Raw genomic sequence first — 18,708 nt, 5'->3', positions numbered from 1 at the left:
CTTTCGTTTCACGCCACTTAGAGGAGCACACCATGAACAGCACAGCACGCTCGATGATTGCCACCCTGATTGCCGTGGGCGGTATTGCCGCGGCCACATCGGCCTCGGCGCAGCCGCGTCGCGGCGATTCCACCTACCAGCAGGAGATCGCGGTCTGCGGGCATAACCAGCAAGACCGCGCCGCCTGCATTCGCGAAGCCGGCGCCGCACGCCAGGAAGCCGCTCGCGGCGGCCTGACCAGCGCGCCCGACTACCAGCGCAATGCGCTCGCGCGCTGCGGACTCCAGCCGCCCGCCGATCGCGCCGACTGCGAAGCACGCGTGCTTGGCGGCAGCGGCAACACCCGCGGCGCTGTCGATGGCAGCGTGATGGGTGGCGGCGTGATCCGAGAATCGGTCACCACCGTCGTCATGCCCGCCCCCGCCGTGATGCCGGCTCCCACCGTGATGCCAGCCCCGGTGCCCGCGCCTTCACGCGTACCGGCTCCGGCGATTGCGCCGATGGCACCCATGACGCCGATCGCACCCATGCAGCCGGCGCCGCTGCCCGCACGCTGATGCAGCGCTGAGCGTCGCAGCTGCGGCACCCGTCGTCGCCGCCTTCCGATGCGGCGGCGGGGCTGCATACACCAGAACCGCACGAACCGTGATGACCCCGCTTGTCACAAGACTGTCATAAAGCACGGTGCGCTGCTAGCTATAGTTCTCGGTCTCTGCCTACCGAGGAAACCTTTCCCATGAATGCCATCAAGGTCGCTCGCCGATTCATAGAAACGGACCCGGCCAACGAATCGGCCAAGATCCTGGCCCAGCTCGTGTTGGCGCTCGAATCCGAACGCAGTTTCGAGCTGGTCACGCTCTACAGCCTTGACTACAAGAGCTTCGAGCTCGCCATGGACATCCTGAAGGAATGGCGGCTCGACCGCTACTACGCGAGCAAGTCGAAGCTGTTCGACCTCTCGCTGCAGGTCAGCGAACTCGAGAAGAGTTGAGCGCCCTTCTCTTTCCCGTCTTTCTCTTCAGCGCGCCCAGCGCAGCACCAGCGGATCGAGCCGTTTCGCGGTTTCGATCAGCCCTGCGCGCGTGTCCGGGTGCATTGCCGGCAGCGGATGGCGCGGTGCCTCGCAGGCGATCACGCCGCCCTCCTTCATGAGCGACTTGCAGGCCAGGAGGCCGGCCTGCCGGTTCTCGTAGTTGATGAGCGGCAGCCACTGCTGGTAAAGCGCAAACGCCTTGTCGCGGTCGCCCGCGCGGTGCGCCTCGATGATCGGGCGAATTCCGTCCGGATAGCCGCCGCCGGTCATCGAACCGGTCGCGCCGGCATCGAGGTCGGGCATCAGCGTGATGGCCTCTTCGCCATCCCACGGGCCTTCGATGGCATCGCCGCCAAGGCGGATCAGCTCGCGCAGCTTCGAGGCCGCGCCGGGTGTTTCGATCTTGAAATACGCAACGTGTTCGATCTCCTTGGCCATGCGCGCGAGGAACGGCGCCGACAGCACCGTGCCGCTCGCCGGTGCGTCCTGGATCATGATCGGAATACTCACCGCGTCTGACAGGCCGGCGTAGAACTCGAAGATCTGCGGCTCAGGCACGCGGAAGGTGGCGCCGTGATAGGGCGGCATCACCATCAGCATGGCCGCGCCCATGTCCTGCGCGCGCCGGCTGCGCTCGGCGCATACCTTGGTGCTGTAGTGGGTGGTGGTCACGATCACCGGCACGCGGCCGTTCACGTGCTCCAGCATCGTGCGCGTGAGCACCTCGCGCTCTTCGTCCGACAGCACGAACTGTTCGGAAAAATTGGCCAGGATGCACAGGCCGTCGGAGCCCGCGTCGATCATGAAATCGACGCAGCGCTTCTGGCTCTCGAGGTCGAGTGCGCCCTGTTCGGTGAAGGTGGTGGGCACCACCGGAAAGATGCCGCGGTATCTGGGAGTCATGATGAATCAGTGTGAATGACGGGGAACGGCGGAGCCTCTGCAGCCCACCAGAAAGTCGAAGTCGCAGCCTTCGTCGGCCTGCAGCACGTGGTTGACGTAGAGCTTCTGGTAGCCGCCGCCGCGCGTGCTCATGGGCTGTGCGTCTTTGTTCGAAAGCGAAGCCAGGCGCGCCGCCAACTCTTCGTCGCTGATGTCCAGGTGCAGCCGGCCTGCGTCGCAATCGAGCTCGATCCAGTCGCCGTCGCGCACCGCCGCGAGCGGCCCGCCGTCGGCCGCTTCGGGCGCCACGTGCAGCACCACCGTGCCGTAGGCGGTGCCGCTCATGCGGGCGTCCGAAATGCGCACCATGTCCTTCACGCCCTGGCGCAGCAGCTTGGGCGGCAGGCCCATGTTGCCGACTTCGGCCATGCCGGGATAGCCCTTGGGGCCGCAGTTCTTCATCACCATCACCGACGTGGCGTCGATCTCCAGGCTTTCATCGACGATGCGCTCCTTGTAGTGCTCGAGGTTTTCGAACACCACGGCGCGGCCGCGATGCTTCAGCAGCTCGGGCGAGGCCGCCGAGGGCTTGAGCACCGCGCCGCGCGGCGACAGGTTGCCGCGCAGGATGCGAATGCCGCCATCGGCAATCAACGGCTTGTCCAGCGGCCGGATCACTTCGTCGTCGAGGCTCGGCGCCTCGCGCACGTTGTCCCAGATCGATTGGCCGTTGACGGTGAGCGCGCCGGGATGCGGCAGCAGGCCGGCTTCGCCAAGGCGCCTCAGCACCGCGGGCAGGCCGCCCGCGTAGTAGAACTCTTCCATCAAGAACCGGCCCGAGGGCATCAGGTCGACGATGGTCGGCGTGTTGCTGCCGATGCGCGTCCAGTCCTCCAGCTCCAGGTCGACGCCGATGCGCCCCGCAATGGCCTTCAGGTGAATCACCGCGTTGGTCGATCCGCCGATGGCCGCATTGACGCGAATCGCATTCTCGAAAGCCTCGCGCGTGAGAATCTTCGAGAGCGTGAGGCCCTCCTTCGCCATTTCGACCGCGCGCATGCCCGACATCTGCGCGAGCACATAGCGCCGCGCATCGACCGCCGGAATGGCCGCGTTGTGCGGCAGCGAGGTGCCCAGAGCTTCGGCCATGCAGGCCATGGTCGAGGCCGTGCCCATGGTGTTGCAGGTGCCCGCCGAGCGCGACATGCCGCCTTCGGCCGAAAGGAACTGGTGCAAGTTGATCTCGCCGGCCTTCAGCGACTCGTGCAGTTGCCACACCGCCGTGCCTGAGCCGATGTTCTTGCCTTCGAGCTTGCCATTGAGCATCGGCCCGCCCGTGACGACGATGGCGGGAATGTCGCAGCTTGCCGCACCCATCAGCAGTGCGGGCGTGGTCTTGTCGCAGCCCGTGAGCAGCACCACCGCATCGACCGGGTTGCCGCGAATGGCCTCTTCCACGTCCATGCTTGCAAGGTTGCGCGTGAGCATGGCGGTGGGCCGCAGGTTCGACTCACCGTTCGAGAACACCGGAAACTCGACCGGAAAGCCGCCCGCCTCCGAGATGCCGCGCTTTACGTGCTCTGCGATCTTGCGGAAGTGCGCGTTGCAAGGCGTGAGCTCCGACCACGTGTTGCAGATGCCGATGATCGGCCGGCCGTCGAACTCATGATCCGGTATGCCCTGGTTCTTCATCCAGCTGCGGTACATGAAGCCGTTCTTGTCGGCCGAGCCGAACCATTCGGTCGAGCGAAGCTTCTTCTTGGGAGTTTGGTCCGGCATGCGGAAGTTTCCTGAAAGCGAGAGAAAAGAGAAAAAACAACGAACGCGTCAGCGCCGTGGCGCACGCGAAGTGAAGAAGCGCTGCAGCAGGCAGAACACGAAGAGCAGCGCACCCACCACGATGCGCGTCCACCACGAGCTCAGCGTGCCGTCGAACGAGATAAGCGTCTGGATGATCCCGAGCATCAGCACGCCGAAGAGGGTGCCCGCCACATAGCCCACGCCGCCCGTGAGCAGCGTGCCGCCGATGACCACCGCCGCAATCGCATCGAGCTCCAGGCCCAGCGCATGCAGGCCGTAGCCCGAGAGCATGTAGAAGGTGAAGATCACACCCGCCAGCGCCGAGCAGAAGCCCGACAGCGTGTAGACGCCGATGAGCGTGGAGCGCACCGGCAGGCCCATGAGCATGGCCGACTGCTCGCTGCCGCCAATGGCATACACCGCGCGGCCGAAAGGCGTGCAGTGCGCAATGAACACCGCCGCCAGCAGCACCACGACGGCGATCACCGCGCTGATCGACAGCGAAGCCTCACCCCAGATCGGAATGCGGATCTGCGAGACCTCCGAATAGAACTCGTTGGTGATGCTGATCGAATCGATGCTGATCAGGTAGCAAAGGCCGCGTGCCAGGAACATGCCCGCCAGCGTGACGATGAAGGGCTGCAGCCTGAAGCGCTCGATGAGCAGGCCCATGAACGCGCCGAAGGCCGTGCCCATGGCCAGCACCAGCGGAATCACCACCATGGGGCTCCAGCCGTGCTTCTCGACCAACGAGGCCGACACCATGGTGGTCAGCGCAATCACCGAGCCCACCGAAAGATCGATGCCGCCCGAAAGAATCACGAAGGTCATGCCCACGGCCACGACGATCAGGAAGGCGTTGTCGATCAGCAGGTTGAGGAACACCTGCGCCGAAAAGAAGCCGTCGTAGAACACCGAGCCCAAAGTGGCCATCAGCATGAACAGCGAGATGGTCGCGGCCAACGGCAGATACTTCGGGTTGAGCCCCGTCTTGCCCCCTCTCCCGCGCGCGGGAGAGGGTTGGGGTGAGGGTGCAGCCGCCTCGATCACCGCGCTCATGCCCGTCCCCCTTCATGCGCCGGCCGCTGCACCAGCGACCGCACTTCCGACCTGAACTCCGGCGACTGCAACAGCATCACCGCGAACACCACCACGGCTTTCACGACAAGATTGATCTCCGGCGGAACGCCCAGCGAGTAAATGGCATAGGTCAGCGTCTGGATGATCAGCGCACCGATCACGCTGCCCATGAGGCTGAAGCGCCCACCGATGAGCGCCGTGCCACCCAGCGTCACGGCCAGGATGGCGTCGAGCTCCAGCAGCTGGCCCGCGTTGTTGCCGTCCGCGCTCTTGACGTTGGAGCTGATCAACAGCCCCGCGATGCCCGCGCATACGCCGCAGAACGCGTAGGCGCCGACGATGAGTCGCCGCGCCTGCACGCCCGCGACACGCGCGGCCGTCGGGTTGATGCCCACCGCCTGAATGAAAAGGCCGAGCGCCGTGCGCGTGATGGCCAGGTACAGCAGCACGAACACCGCCGCCACGATGAACAGCGAGAACGGCAGGCCCAGCAGATAGCCGCTGCCCAGGAAGAAGAAGGGCTTGTAGTAGATGGTGATGATCTGCCCGTCGGCGATGAGCTGCGCAATGCCGCGCCCCGCCACCATGAGGATCAGCGTCGCGATGATCGGCTGCATGCCCACCTTGGCCACCAGCAGGCCGTTCCACAGGCCGCACAGCAGCGCAACACCAAGGGCGGCCATGATGGCCAGCCACATCGGAAAGCGGCTCACGTCGCTCGCCACCGAGCCGCCGATCATCCAGGCCGCCACGGCCGCCGCAATGGCCACCACCGCCCCCACCGAAATGTCGATGCCGCGCGTGGCAATGACGAGCGTCATGCCCAACGACACCAGCACCAGCGGCGCCGCGCGGTTCACGATGTCGATCAGGCTGCCGTAAAGATGGCCGTCGCGCCACTCGAGGTGCAGGAAGCTGGCGTTGAATGCGGTGTTGATTGCGAGCAGCAGCACCAGCGTGACCATCGGCCAGGCGAGGCGGTGGCTCATGAGCGATGAAAGGCGATTCGTCATGGCTTCGGTCCTGCTCCTTCCCCTTCCGGGGGAAGGTTGGGATGGGGGCAGACGGCGCTCGCAAGCCAGCAGCACTCCATCGAAGGCCGCTGTGCCCCCACCCCTGCCCTCCCCCGGAAGGGGAGGGAGAAAGACAAGAGGGAGCTCATGCTGCTGCAATCATTTCGTAGACCTCGTCTTCGGTCGAACCGCCCGGCAGCTCGCCCACCTTTTTGCGATCGCGCAGCACCACGATGCGATGCGCCACGCGCACCACTTCGCTGATTTCGGAAGAAATGAAGACCACCGCCATGCCCGCGCGCGCAAGCCGAAGGATCTCTTCCATGATTTCCTGCTTGGCCGCCACGTCGATGCCGCGCGTCGGCTCGTCGAGGATCAGCAGGCGCGGCTCGGTTGCGAGCCAGCGCGCGATCATCGCCTTCTGCTGGTTGCCGCCAGAGAGCAACCCTATGGGTGTTTCCACGCTCGCAGTCTTGATGCCCAGCGACGCTACAAAGCGCTCGGCCATGGCGGTCTGTTCGGCGTGCGGCAGAAAGCGCCGCGTGCCGAGCCGCGCCTGCAGCGCGAGCGCGATGTTCTCGCGCACCGACAGCTCGGCCACGATGCCGTCGGTCTTGCGCTCTTCGGGGCACAGCGCCAACCCTTCGCGAACGGCGTCCGCGGGGTTCGAGAAACTGACCGTCCGGCCGTCGATCTTCAACACGCCGCGGTCGGGCGTTTCGAGCCCGAACAGCAGGCGCGCAAGTTCGGTGCGCCCGGCGCCCAACAGGCCCGCAATGCCGACCACTTCGCCGGCACGCACGCGCAAATCGGTTGCCTGCAGTTGCCCGGCCTGCCCGAGGCCTTCCGCCTGCAGCAAGGCCGGCGCCGCTTCGTCGAACGCCGGCAGCGCAGCAGGCCGTGCGGACTGGGCCGCGAGTTCCCGCCCCAGCATGGCGGCAATCAGCGCCTGCGGCCCCAGGTCCGCAGCCCGCCACTCGCCCACCCAGCTGCCGTTGCGCAGCACCGTGATGCGGTCGGACACCGCATACATCTGGTTCAGGAAGTGCGTCACGAAGACGATGGCCAGCCCCTCGCCGCGCAGGCGCCGCAGCACCTCGAACAGCTTTTCGACCTCGTCGTCGTCCAGGCTCGAAGTCGGCTCATCGAGGATCAGCACCTTCGACGACACGCCGAGTGCACGCGCAATGGCCACCAGCTGCTGCACAGCCACCGAATAGCTCGACAGCAGCCGCGTCACGTCGATGTCGAGTCCGATGCGCGCCAGCAGTTCAGCGGCGCGCCGGTTGACGGCCGCCCAGTCGATGCGAAAGCCCTGCGCCGCGCCGCAGCGCGGGTAGCGGCCCGCAAACACGTTCTCGGCCACCGAGAGGTTCGGGCACAGGTTGACCTCTTGGTAAACCGTGCTGATGCCCCGCTTCTGCGCTTCGAGGGGCGATGCGGGATGAATGGCCTGCCCGTCCAGGCGTATCTCCCCCGCGCTCGAAGGCAGCACGCCCGTCAGGACCTTGATGAGCGTCGACTTGCCCGCGCCGTTCTGCCCCATCAGCGCATGGATCTCGCCGGGGTAGAGCCGCAGCTGCACGTCGCGCAGCACCGGGATGTCGCCGAACTGCTTGTGGATGCCCCGCAGTTCGAGCACGGGTGAAATGCTGCCGCCGGTCATGCGCTTACTTGTTCTTGTTGTAGACGTCGATGAACACCGCGGCCAGCAGCACCAGGCCCTTGATCACCTGCTGGTAGTCGATGCCGATGCCCAGGATCGACATGCCGTTGTTCATCACGCCCATGATGAACGCGCCGATCACCGCGCCCATCACGCGGCCCACGCCGCCCGAGGCCGAGGCCCCGCCGATGAAGCAGGCCGCGATCACGTCGAGCTCGAAACCCAGGCCGGCCTTGGGCGTGGCCGTGTTGAGCCGCGCCGCGAACACCAGGCCCGCGAGCGCTGCCAGCGCGCCCATGTTCACGAAGGTCAAAAATGCGAGGCGCTGCGTCTTCACGCCCGACAGCCGCGCCGCCTTCTCGTTGCCGCCCAGCGCATAGATGCGACGGCCGATGGTGGTGCGGTTGGTGACGAAGTCGTACACCACGATCAGCACCGCCATCACGATCAGCACATTGGGAAGGCCCTTGTAGGTCGACAGCAGATAGCTGAAGAACAGGATGATGGCCGCGAAGAACAGGTTCTTCACCAGGAAGAACACATAGGGCTCCGTTTCCATGCCGTGCGCCGCGAGCTTGGCGCGCCCGCGCAGCTTGAAGAACACCAGCGCCGCCGCGGCCAGCGCGCCCACCACCAGCGAGGTGGTGCGCAACGTGTCGCCACCCAACGGATCGGGAATGAAGCCGGAGCTCAGCCGCTGGAACTCCACCGGAAACGGCCCGACCGACTGCCCCGCCAGCAGCGCCAGCGTGAGCCCCTTGAACACCAGCATGCCCGCAAGCGTGACGATGAACGACGGGACCTTTCGGAATGCGACGAACCAGCCCTGCGCCGCGCCGATGACCGCGCCCGCCGCAATGCTGATGAGGGCCGTGGGGACGAAGTGCCATTCGTACTCGACCATCAGCACCGCCGCCAGCGCACCGATAAAGCCGCAGACCGAGCCCACCGACAGGTCGATGTGCCCCGCCACGATCACCAGCAGCATGCCCAGCGCCATGATGACGACGTAGCTGTTCTGCAGCAGCAGGTTGGTGAGGTTCAACGGCCGCAGCAGCGTGCCGTCGGTCAGCACCTGGAACAGCACCATGATCGCGACCAGCGAGATCAGCATGCCGTATTCGCGCAGGTTGTTCTTCAGGAAGCCGGCGTGCAGCTTCGGGGCAGCCTCTGCAATGGGGACTGCGGCATTCACCGCGTTGACTTCAGGCCGCGACATGGACGGAACTCCCCGCGCTCACGATGGCGTGCATGATGCGTTCCTGCGAAGCTTCAGCCGCTGTAAATTCGGCCACGAAGCGGCCCTCGTTCATCACATAGATGCGGTCGCACATGCCCAGCAGTTCCGGCAGTTCGGAAGAAATCATGAGAATGCCTTTGCCCTCGCTCGCGAGCTGGTCGATGATGGTGTAGATCTCATATTTGGCGCCCACGTCGATGCCGCGCGTGGGCTCGTCGAGGATCAGGAGTTCGGGTTTTGTAAAGAGCCACTTGCTGAGCACCACCTTCTGCTGGTTGCCGCCCGACAGGTTGACCACCAGCTGCTCCACGCCCGAAGACCGGATGTTGAGTGCCTTGCGGTAGTCGCTGGCCACCTTGAATTCGCGTGCGTCGTCGATCACCATCGAACTCGACACCGCCTCCAGGTTGGCCAGGCTCACGTTCTTCTGGATGTTTTCTTCCAGCACCAGCCCCAGGCCCTTGCGGTCCTCGGTGACATAGGCAATGCCCTGGTCGATGGCCTTGCGCACGGTGCCCACGTCCACCGGCTGGCCATGCATCAGCACCGTGCCGCTGATGCGCTGGCCGTAGGACCTGCCGAACACGCTCATCGCAAGCTCGGTACGGCCCGCGCCCATGAGGCCTGCAATGCCGACGATCTCGCCTTGGCGCACATGCAGGTTCACACCCTTGATCTGCTCTCGGTCGGCATGCAGCGCGTGGTGCACGCGCCAGTCGCGCACTTCGAAAACGGTGTTGCCGATCTTCGGATGGCGCTGCGGATAGCGGTGCGCCATGTCGCGGCCGACCATGCCGCGGATGATGCGGTCTTCGCTGATCGGCTGGTTGCGGCAGTCCATTGTTTCCACCGTGGCGCCGTCGCGCAGCACGGTGATCGAATCGGCCACCTTGGCAATCTCGTTGAGCTTGTGCGAGATAAGAATCGATGCGATGCCCTGGCGCTTCAGTTCCAGCAGCAGCATCAGCAAGGCATCGCTGTCGTTCTCGTTGAGGCTGGCGGTGGGCTCGTCCAGAATCAGCAGCTTCACCTCCTTGGCCAACGCCTTGGCAATCTCCACCAGCTGCTGCTTGCCTACGCCAAGGTCGGTCACCAGCGTGGTCGGCGGCTCTTTCAGGCCCACCTTCGCAAGCAGCTCGCGCGTCTTTGCATAGGCGGCAAACCAGTCGATCACGCCGCCGCGCGTAATCTCGTTGCCGAGAAAGATGTTCTCGGCAATGGACAGCAGCGGCACCAGCGCGAGCTCCTGGTGGATGATGATGATGCCGAGCTTCTCGCTGTCTGCAATGCTCTTGAAGCGGCGCAGCTCGCCTTCGAAGTGAATCTCCCCGGTGTACGAGTCGCACGGGTAGACGCCGCTCAGCACCTTCATGAGCGTCGACTTGCCCGCGCCGTTCTCGCCGACCACCGCATGGATCTCGCCCGCGCGCACCGCCAGGTTGACATTGCTCAGCGCCTTCACGCCCGGAAATGTCTTGGTGATGCCGCGCATCTCGAGGATGCTGCGCGAGTCTGCTTCCATGCCGCTTCTCACTTGACCTGGCTTTCCTTGTAGTAGCCGCTTTCGACCAGCACCTGCTTCCAGTTGCCGCCATCCACGCTCACGGGCTTGAGCAGGTATGAGGGCACCACCTTCACGCCGTTGTTGTAGGTCTTGGTGTCGTTCACTTCAGGCGTCTTGCCCGAGAGCATCGCGTCGACCATGGCCACCGTTACCTTCGCCAGTTCGCGCGTGTCCTTGAACACGGTCGAGGTCTGTTCCTTGCGCAGGATCGACTTGACCGAAGGAATCTCCGCGTCCTGCCCCGAGACGATGGGCATCGGCTGCGAGGCCGAGCCGTAGCCCACGCCCTTGAGCGACGACAGAATGCCGATCGAAAGGCCGTCGTACGGCGACAGCACCGCATCGACGCGGTCCTTGGTGTAGTAGGCCGACAGCAGGTTGTCCATGCGCGCCTGCGCCACCGCGCCGTCCCAGCGCAGCGTGCCAACCTTTTCCATGCCCATCTGCTTGCTGCGCACCACCAGCTTGCCGCTCTTGATGTACGGGTCGAGCACCGACATCGCGCCGTTGTAGAAGAAGAAGGCGTTGTTGTCGTCCGGCGAGCCGCCGAACAGCTCGATGTTGAACGGGCCCTTGCCGCTCTTCAGCCCAAGTGCCGCCTCGATCGACTGCGCCTGCAGCACGCCGACCTGGAAGTTGTCGAAGGTGGCGTAGTAGTCGACGTTCTTCGAGCCCTTGATGAGCCGGTCGTATGCAATGACCTTCACGCCCTTGTCGGCCGCTTTCTGCAGCACGTCGGACAGCGTCGTGCCGTCGATGGCCGCGATCACCAGGACTTTGGAGCCCTTGGTGACCATGTTCTCGATTTGCGCGAGCTGGTTCGGAATGTCGTCGTCGGCGTACTGCAGGTCGGTCTTGTAGCCCTTTTCCTTGAAGTACTTGACCATGTTGGCGCCGTCGGCGATCCAGCGGGCCGACGACTTGGTGGGCATCGAGATGGCGATCGGGCCCTTGTCCTGCGCATGCGCGAGCGGTGCGATACCGGCCACGGCCAGCGCGATGCCTGCGAGCGAGGCCTTGAGGAAGTTGCGTTTCATGGGTATGGGCTCTCAGTACTTGCGATTGGGAAACTCTTTGGCAGCCACTTCCATGGGGAAGATGCCTTCTTCGGTCACGATGCGCTTGGGCAGCGCCTTGCCGGCCTTGATGTCTTTCACGGCGCTCATCAGCTGCGGCCCGAGCAGCGGGCTGCATTCGACCGACACGTTGAGCTTGCCGGCGATCATGGCTTCGAAGGCGCCCTTCACCGCGTCGATCGAGATGATCGTGATGTCCTTGGCCGGCTTCAGGCCCGCTTCCTCGATGGCCTGGATGGCGCCGATCGCCATGTCGTCGTTGTGCGCGTACAGCACGTTGATCTTCTTGCCCTCGGCCTTGAGAAAGGCTTCCATCACTTCCTTGCCCTTGGCGCGCGTGAAGTCGCCGGTTTGCGAGCGCACGATCTTGAACTTCGGGTCGGCCTTGATGATTTCCTCGAAGCCCTTCTTGCGGTCGATGGCCGGTGCCGACCCCACGGTGCCCTGCAGTTCGACGATGTTCACCTCGCCCTTCTGGTCCTTCATCTTCTCGACCAGCCAGCGGCCCGCCTTGCGGCCTTCCTCGACGAAATCGGAGCCCATGAAGGTGACGTACAGCGAGTCGTCCTTGGTGTTCACGGCGCGGTCGGTCAGCACCACCGGAATCTTCGCGGCCTTGGCTTCGCGCAGCACGGTTTCCCAGCCCGACTCCACCACCGGAGAGAAGGCGATGACATCCACCTTCTGCGCAATGAACGAGCGGATCGCCTTGATCTGGTTTTCCTGCTTCTGCTGCGCGTCGGAGAACTTGAGCTCGATGCCCGCTTCCTTGGCGGAAGACTTGATCGACTCGGTGTTGGCGGTGCGCCATTCGCTTTCGGCGCCAACCTGGCTGAAGCCCAGCATGATTTTCTTCTGCGCCAGTGCCGTGGCAGGCAGAAGCCCGCCGAGCGAAGCTGCGGCCAGCGCGATATTGAGGGTGCGGCGATTGAGTTTCATGGCTTGTCTCCTTCTTTCTAAGTGCTTGTTGAAAACCGTCCGTGGTGGTCAGGCCCGCATGAAGCCGGTCTTGACCGTCGTGTAGAACTCCGCGGCGTGGCGCCCTTGTTCGCGCGGCCCGTAGCCCGACCCCTTGCGGCCGCCGAAGGGCACGTGGAAGTCCACCCCCGCGGTCGGCAGATTGACCATCGTCATGCCGACTTCGGCATGGCGCCTGAAATGCATCGCGTGCTTGAGCGAGTTGGTGCAGATGCCCGCGCTGAGGCCAGAGGGCGTGTCGTTGCACAGTGCCAGCGCTTCGTCGTAGTCGGCGGCGCGCAGCACGCAGGCCAGCGGGCCGAAGATTTCCTCGCGTGCGATGCGGTGCTCGGGCCTGGCCAGAAAGAGCGCCGGGCTCATGTAGTGGCCCGCGGTGGCACGCTTGAGCGGCTCGCCGCCCCACACATGCTCGGCGCCCTCTTCTTTCGCAATCTCGACCCAGGCCAGGCTGCGCGCCAGCCGCTCTTCGTCGACCAGGGGCCCGATGTCCACGCCGCGCTCCAGCGCGTGGCCGATCTTCAGCGTCTTGAGCCGCTGGTGCAGCCGCGCAACGAAGACGTCGTGCACGGCGGCCTCGACGATGAGCCGGCTGGATGCCGTGCAGCGCTGTCCGTTCGAAAAGTAGGCGCCCTGCACCGCGCAATCGACCGCGTGGTCGATGTCGGCATCGGCCAGCACCACGAGCGCGTTCTTGCCGCCCATCTCGAGCTGCACCTTGGCGCGCCTTGCGGCGGCCGCCTGAAGAATGCGTTCGCCATTGCGTGCCGAGCCGGTGAAGCTCACCGCATCGACCAGCGGGCTGTCGACCAACGCCTGGCCCGCCTCGCGGCCGCTGCCCATCACCAGGTTGAAAACGCCCGCCGGCAATGCGGCGCGGCTGATGATTTCGGCCAGCGTCCAGCCGCAGGCCGGCACCAGTTCGGCCGGCTTGAACACCACGCTGTTGCCATGCGCGAGCGCCGGTGCAATCTTGGTGGCGGGCACCGCGAGCGGCGAGTTCCACGGCGTGATGAGCCCTGCCACGCCCACCGGCTCACGCGTGACGTCGACCTGCACGCCCGCGCGCAGCGAGGCCATGTTTTCGCCGCCGCCGCGCATCGCCTCGCCCGCGAAGAACTTGAAGGTCTGCCCGGCGCGCGTGGCCTCGGCCACCGCTTCGGGCAAGGTCTTGCCGACCTCGCGCGCCAGCAGCAAACCCAACTCGTCCCGGCGCGCCAGGAGCTCGGTGCCGATGCGGTCGAGCACGTCGGCCCTGCGTTGCGGGGTGCTGTGGCTCCAGTGCGGAAAGGCGTCGGCGGCCGCGCGAATCGCGAACTCGACCTGCCGGCGATCGGCGCGCGCGTATTCGGCCACCACCTCGCTGGTGTCCGACGGATTGGCGCTCACACCCGTGGTCGCGCTGGTTTCCCAGCGGCCGTTGATGTACTGCCGCACGCTCTGATGAAGCTCGCCGTGGATCACCGCGCTTCTTGCCTCTCGTTTTCTTGAAGTGCCGCGAGTCTAGAAACAGAATTGATATCAATCCAATCATTTTTTCGACAAAATGCATATCAATCGCTGGATTCTGGAAAACCCGGCAGCCCAAAGTTTCAATAACAAATGACCAACTACAACCACTGGTTCATCCGCGCACGCCTCAAGACGCGGCAGCTGCTCTTGCTGGTGGCCCTGGCGGAGGAAGGCAACATCCACCGCGCGGCGCAGGTGCTCAACATGACCCAGCCCGCGGCCTCCAAGCTGCTGAAAGACCTGGAAGACGTGCTGGAGGTGCCGCTGTTCGACCGGCTGCCGCGCGGCATGCGCCCCACCTGGTACGGCGAAACCATGATCCGCCACGCCCGCGTGGCGCTGGCCAGCCTGAACCAGGCGCACGACGAGCTCACCGCGCTGAAGGCGGGCCGCTTCGGCCAGGTGGGCGTGGGCGCCATCACCGCGCCGGGCCTCACGCTGATGCCGCCCGCAGTGGCCATGGTGAAGCGCGAACAGCCCGACCTGCGCGTGTCGCTCGAGATCGAGACCAGCGCGGTGCTGATCGACCGGCTCGAGCAGGGCAAGCTCGACATCCTGGTGGCACGGCTGTTCGCCGAGCACGACAAGTCTCAGCTGCGCTACGAAGCGCTGGCCGAGGAGCCGGTGTGCGCACTGGTGCGCCCCGGCCATCCGTTGCTGGGCATGAGCAGCCTCACGCTGCGCGACGTGGTGGGCGCCGGCTGGATCGTGCCGCCCGCGGGCAGCGTGCTGCGCCACCGCTTCGAGCTGATGTTCCAGGAGGAAGGCCTTTCACCGCCGGGCAACATCATCGAGAGCTCGGCCCTGCTCTTCATTACGCGCATGCTGCAGCAAAGCGACATGGTGGCCGTGCTCGCGAGCGACGTGGCGCGCTACTACGCGGCGCACGGCATCGTGTCGCTGCTGCCGCTGGACATGCCCTGCCACATGGACGCCTTCGGCATCATCACGCGCACCGACCGGCTGCTGTCGCCGGCGGCCAAGGTGATGATGAAGGCGCTGAAGACCGCGAGCTTCAGCGTCTACGGACGCAAGCTGGAAATGGACTGATCAGGTCCAGCCCGCGTCCACCGTGAACTCCTGCGCGGTGCACATCTTCGCGTCGTCCGACGCGAGGAACAGCACCATGCGCGCGATGTCTTCGGGCATGAGCTTGTCGGGCAGGCACTGGTTGCGCTTGAGGGCCTGCTCGCCTTCGTCGTCGAGCCAAAGTTTGACTTGCCGGTCCGTCATCACCCAGCCGGGCGACACGGTGTTGATGCGGATGCGATCCTTGCCCAGGTCCACCGCCAGGCCGCGCGTGAGGCCGTTGACCGAAGACTTCGCAATGGCATAGCACGGGTAGCCCGAGCCCTTGGTCTGCCAGCCTGTCGAGCCCAGGTTAACCACCGAGCCGAAGCCCAGCCGCCGCATGCCCGGCACCACCGACTGAATGGCGAACAGCGCGGGCCGCTCGTTGATGGCCATGCGGTTGTCGTAGTAGTCGGGCGTGACCGATTCCAGCGTGTGGCGGTCGTCGCTCGCCACGTTGTTGACCAGCACGGCAAAGTCGCCCAACTCGGCGGCCGCATCGGCAATGGCCTTCTGCATGGCGCCGATGTCGCGCACGTCGCAGGCGCGCCACCATGGCGCCGCATGGCCTTCAGCGACGATCTGTTGCGCGAGCGCCGCACTGGCGCCTTCGGCAATGTCGATGAACGCCACACGCGCGCCCTGCGCGGCAAAGGCGGCAACAATGGCCGCGCCAATACCGCTGCCGCCGCCCGTGACGAACACGGCGCGCCCCTTCAGGCTGGGGTGAATCGATAACTTCGAGGAATCCGTCAAGGTATGTGTCTCCGGGGTTGGCCATGACATTGCAAAATCAACATCAGTTAATGCCATAAACTTTGATTTCTATTATCAATATGCCTTGATACGATCCGCCGCGTCAAGCACCCGAGACAACGAAGGCACAAAAACAAATGACCCAGAACGGCCGCACATCCACGCCCGCACCCCTCGGTGCGCCAACCATCCTTGGCCAGCCCGAATGCCTGTGGCCGGCGGAGGCCACGCTCGGTGAGGGCACGCTGTGGTCGCCGCGCGAACGGGCGCTCTACTGGATCGACATCCTCGGATGCCGCCTGTACCGCTACGACCCGCAAAACGGCGCGCGCCAAAGCTGGCAGTTCGACGAAGAGATCACCGCGCTGGCCGAGCGCGCGGGCGCGCCGGGGCTGATCGTCACCATGCGCCGCGGCTTCGCCTTGTTCGACCCCGCAGTCGATGTGCCGCCGCGCTACCTGCACCAGCCCGAAACCGACCGGCCCGGCAACCGCTTCAACGACGGCAAGTGCGACAGCAAGGGCCGCTTCTGGGGCGGCACCATGGACTTCGACTGCGTGGCGCCGACCGGTGCGCTCTACCGCTTCGATGCCGACAGCCGCTGCACCCGCCACGACGACGGCTTTGCAGTTACCAACGGCCCCGCGTGGTCGCTCGACGAGCGCACGATGTATTTCAACGCCACGGTCGAAGGCTGCGTGTATGCGTATGACTTCGACAACGAAGCAGGCACCGTGAGCAACAAGCGGGTGTGGCTGCGCTTTGCCGATGGCGACGGCCTGCCCGACGGCATGACGACCGACGCGGCCGGCCGCCTGTGGATTGCGCGCTGGGGCGGGCATTGCGTGAGCTGCCATGACCCGGTGAGCGGCACCGAGCTGTGCCGCATCGAGCTGCCCGCAAGCAACGTGACCGACTGCGCCTTCGGCGGCGACGACATGTGCACGCTCTACATCACCACCGCGCGCAGCGGGCTCACGGCCGAGCAGATCGAAGCGGAGCCGCTGGCCGGCGCGCTGTTCTCGGTTCGCATCGGGAGCCCCGGCCTGCCCGCCGCGGAGTTCGGCGCGGCTGCGGCTGCAACCTAGACCTCTCTGCGCCGCTGCGGACTGCGAGCGGCGTGACTTCCGGTACATCCGTGAGTTCTGCCGGGGCTCCAGATCTCCACGAGCACCTCGGCGATCACTGCGCGGTATGCCGTTCGTCGCGCATCGCAGGAACTTCCATTGCACACGAGAACGTGTCCGCCTCATCGGCAAGTTGCCATTGGCATTTCCCTGAAGATATTTCCGAAAGCAGTATCTCGCGGGTACTGCCTCTGCCAAGCCCGGCGCTCTCGGGTCGCTCTTGATATTTCGTACGGAAGCAGCGATGGCAAGAATGAATCCGCCACAGCCATCTATGCACGGCAAAAAGAAAACCCGCCCGGACGAGATTCGCCAAGGCGGGTCAAAAGGCAGCCTCACGGGGATCAGGGATTCGTGACTCATGGCTACCTGCCCAAATCGTAGCCGGTGAACCACGGCGCAGCCGCATCGATGACAACTTAATGCCTCATCGCCATGCCCCCGGGCGTGTGCGATATGTGGCGCTTTCCGGCTCAATCTGCGCGCCCTGCGATTCCTTGACATTCCTTACGGCATCTCGAACCCAGAATCCGGGCCTGCCGATGTGGATGTCGGCGAATCAGCACGGTCGCTTGTCGCGGCGTGCATGGCTGTCACGCAGAGAGATCAGGGAAGAAGAACGCGATGAATAAGAATTTTTTCGGGTAATTTGGAGCGCAGTGCGCGCGATGCGGGTCGTGGTGCACGAGGCCGCGGCCTCGACTGGCAAAAGCTCATCCAAGGCCACCACCGGTGCCGGCGGCACCATCGCCGCAGGCGCGGCCGCCCTGGCCCCCATGTTCGTGGGGGCAGCGCTGGCGGGCCTGCTCACGGCCCCCTATGCGCAGGCCCAGATCGTCGCCAACCCGATGGCGCCGAATGGCATGCGCCCCACGATCCTCGTGGCCCCAAATGGCATCCCCGCAATCAACATCGCGACCCCGAGCGCCGCCGGCGTCTCCAGAAATCAATACCTCCAGTTCGACGTGAACGGTCGGGGTGTGGTCGTCAACAATTCAAGAACGGCTGTGCAGAGCCAAATCGGCGGCTTCATCCAATCGAACCCCTATCTCGCGACGGGTCCGGCCCGGGTGATCGTCAACGAGGTCTACTCCAGCAACCCGTCGTACATCAACGGCCCGGTGGAGATCGCCGGCTCCAGAGCCGACTTCATCTTGGCCAACCCGGTCGGTATTTCGGTCAATGGAGCCACCTTCCTCAACTCTGGCGCCGTCACGCTCACGACCGGCACGCCGCAATTCAATGCGTTCGGTGGGCTGGACTCTTATGTCGTGCGCGGTGGCACGGTCAGCATCAACGGCGTGGGCCTGGATCTGAGCCGGACCGACTATGCCGCCATTCTCGCGCGCGCGGTGCAGGTCAACGCGGCGATCCATGCGAACGACCTCAAGGTGGTCGCTGGCGCGAACACCATCAGCGCCGATCACGCGAACGTGACCCCGACGGCGGGCACGGGCAGCACGCCCACCTTTGCGCTCGATGTTTCGCAGCTCGGCGGGATGTTTGCAAACCACATCTTTCTGGTGGGCACCGAGGCAGGCCTCGGGTCGCGCAATGCCGGCAGCATCGGCGCGAGCAATGGCAACCTCGTCGTGACGTCAGCCGGCAGGTTAGAGAACACCGGCACCCTCGAAGGCACGCGCGTCGAACTCGCCAGCGCGGGTGACATCGACAACCGCGGCGGCACCATCCGCCAGACCAGCAGCGCGGGTCTCGCGATCACTGCGCCGGTGCTGTCCAACACGAACGGCGGCATCATCGGTGCCGAGCCATTGCCTGCGCCCACGGCGGGCTCGGGCGGCGGTGCAAGCACCGGAGGCAGCGCCGGCACGGGCGGCACCGCCAGTCCGGGCACGCCCACGGCTGGAACAGGTTCCACCTCCGGCACCAGCGGCACGGCCTCACCGGCACCG

16 protein-coding genes are annotated in these 18,708 nt (G+C 65.1%); 5 read left to right on the top strand and 11 right to left on the bottom strand.

Translation table 11 applies throughout. The annotated features are described in order from the left end of the window. Nucleotides 1-32: 32 nt before the first annotated feature. A complete protein-coding gene (locus EJI00_RS00085; RefSeq protein WP_126745435.1) occupies nt 33-557 on the top strand; it encodes a hypothetical protein in 525 nt (174 codons plus the stop codon). A 179-nt stretch (nt 558-736) separates the two neighbouring features. Beyond that, complete coding sequence (locus EJI00_RS00080) at nt 737-991, top strand: hypothetical protein (protein ID WP_012746204.1); 255 nt, start codon at nt 737-739, stop codon at nt 989-991. A 27-nt stretch (nt 992-1,018) separates the two neighbouring features. On the opposite strand, the gene EJI00_RS00075 is transcribed toward EJI00_RS00080, so the two are convergent. The 10 genes from EJI00_RS00075 to EJI00_RS00025 form a co-directional block, all read right to left on the bottom strand. Continuing rightward, nucleotides 1,019-1,936 carry a dihydrodipicolinate synthase family protein gene (locus EJI00_RS00075; protein WP_126745434.1) on the bottom strand — a complete coding sequence of 306 codons (918 nt, stop codon included), beginning with the start codon at nt 1,934-1,936 and terminating at the stop codon, nt 1,019-1,021. Nucleotides 1,937-1,942: 6 nt separating this feature from the next. Beyond that, entirely contained in the window at nt 1,943-3,694 is a 1,752-nt protein-coding gene (locus EJI00_RS00070) for an IlvD/Edd family dehydratase (RefSeq protein ID WP_126745433.1), read from the bottom strand. A 48-nt stretch (nt 3,695-3,742) separates the two neighbouring features. Next, the gene (gene yjfF / locus EJI00_RS00060; RefSeq protein WP_126745431.1) at nt 3,743-4,774 is read right to left on the bottom strand and encodes a galactofuranose ABC transporter, permease protein YjfF; all 1,032 of its coding nucleotides are present in this window, start codon (nt 4,772-4,774) and stop codon (nt 3,743-3,745) included. Beyond that, a complete protein-coding gene (locus EJI00_RS00055; protein WP_260590406.1) occupies nt 4,771-5,808 on the bottom strand; it encodes an ABC transporter permease in 1,038 nt (345 codons plus the stop codon). The genes yjfF and EJI00_RS00055 overlap by 4 nt, the downstream gene beginning before the upstream one ends. A gap of 145 nt (nt 5,809-5,953) precedes the next feature. After that, a complete protein-coding gene (locus EJI00_RS00050; RefSeq protein WP_126745430.1) occupies nt 5,954-7,474 on the bottom strand; it encodes a sugar ABC transporter ATP-binding protein in 1,521 nt (506 codons plus the stop codon). A 4-nt stretch (nt 7,475-7,478) separates the two neighbouring features. Beyond that, the gene (gene mmsB / locus EJI00_RS00045) at nt 7,479-8,693 is read right to left on the bottom strand and encodes a multiple monosaccharide ABC transporter permease (RefSeq protein WP_126745429.1); all 1,215 of its coding nucleotides are present in this window, start codon (nt 8,691-8,693) and stop codon (nt 7,479-7,481) included. Continuing rightward, nucleotides 8,680-10,236: a multiple monosaccharide ABC transporter ATP-binding protein gene (mmsA, locus tag EJI00_RS00040; protein ID WP_126745428.1), complete on the bottom strand. Its 1,557-nt coding sequence runs from the start codon at nt 10,234-10,236 to the stop codon at nt 8,680-8,682. The genes mmsB and mmsA overlap by 14 nt, the downstream gene beginning before the upstream one ends. An 8-nt stretch (nt 10,237-10,244) precedes the next feature. Further along, on the bottom strand, nt 10,245-11,315 hold the full coding sequence (gene chvE, locus EJI00_RS00035; protein ID WP_126745427.1) for a multiple monosaccharide ABC transporter substrate-binding protein: 1,071 nt from the start codon (nt 11,313-11,315) through the stop codon (nt 10,245-10,247). 12 nt (nt 11,316-11,327) lie between these two features. After that, on the bottom strand, nt 11,328-12,293 hold the full coding sequence (locus EJI00_RS00030) for an ABC transporter substrate-binding protein (RefSeq protein WP_126745426.1): 966 nt from the start codon (nt 12,291-12,293) through the stop codon (nt 11,328-11,330). Between the two features lie 48 nt (nt 12,294-12,341). Continuing rightward, a complete protein-coding gene (locus EJI00_RS00025; protein ID WP_126745425.1) occupies nt 12,342-13,793 on the bottom strand; it encodes an aldehyde dehydrogenase family protein in 1,452 nt (483 codons plus the stop codon). Between the two features lie 138 nt (nt 13,794-13,931). Here EJI00_RS00025 and EJI00_RS00020 point away from each other — a divergent pair, with 138 nt between their 5' ends. Then, nucleotides 13,932-14,891: a LysR family transcriptional regulator gene (locus EJI00_RS00020; protein WP_126745424.1), complete on the top strand. Its 960-nt coding sequence runs from the start codon at nt 13,932-13,934 to the stop codon at nt 14,889-14,891. On the opposite strand, the gene EJI00_RS00015 is transcribed toward EJI00_RS00020, so the two are convergent. Beyond that, nucleotides 14,892-15,698 (bottom strand): SDR family NAD(P)-dependent oxidoreductase, encoded by an 807-nt coding sequence (locus tag EJI00_RS00015; protein ID WP_126745423.1) that lies wholly within the window; start codon nt 15,696-15,698, stop codon nt 14,892-14,894. Between the two features lie 107 nt (nt 15,699-15,805). Between EJI00_RS00015 and EJI00_RS00010 the strand changes: the two genes are divergently transcribed. Then, nucleotides 15,806-16,756 carry an SMP-30/gluconolactonase/LRE family protein gene (locus EJI00_RS00010; protein ID WP_126745422.1) on the top strand — a complete coding sequence of 317 codons (951 nt, stop codon included), beginning with the start codon at nt 15,806-15,808 and terminating at the stop codon, nt 16,754-16,756. Between the two features lie 686 nt (nt 16,757-17,442). Then, on the top strand, nt 17,443-18,708 hold a 1,266-nt coding region (locus EJI00_RS00005; protein ID WP_260590421.1), incomplete at its 3' end, for a filamentous hemagglutinin N-terminal domain-containing protein.

The sequence above is a fragment of the Variovorax sp. DXTD-1 genome, from assembly GCF_003984625.1.
In the GTDB taxonomy this organism is placed as follows: Bacteria; Pseudomonadota; Gammaproteobacteria; order Burkholderiales; family Burkholderiaceae_C; genus Variovorax.
Note: the sequence above shows the minus strand (reverse complement) of the source record. Positions and strands in the feature narration are given on the sequence as shown.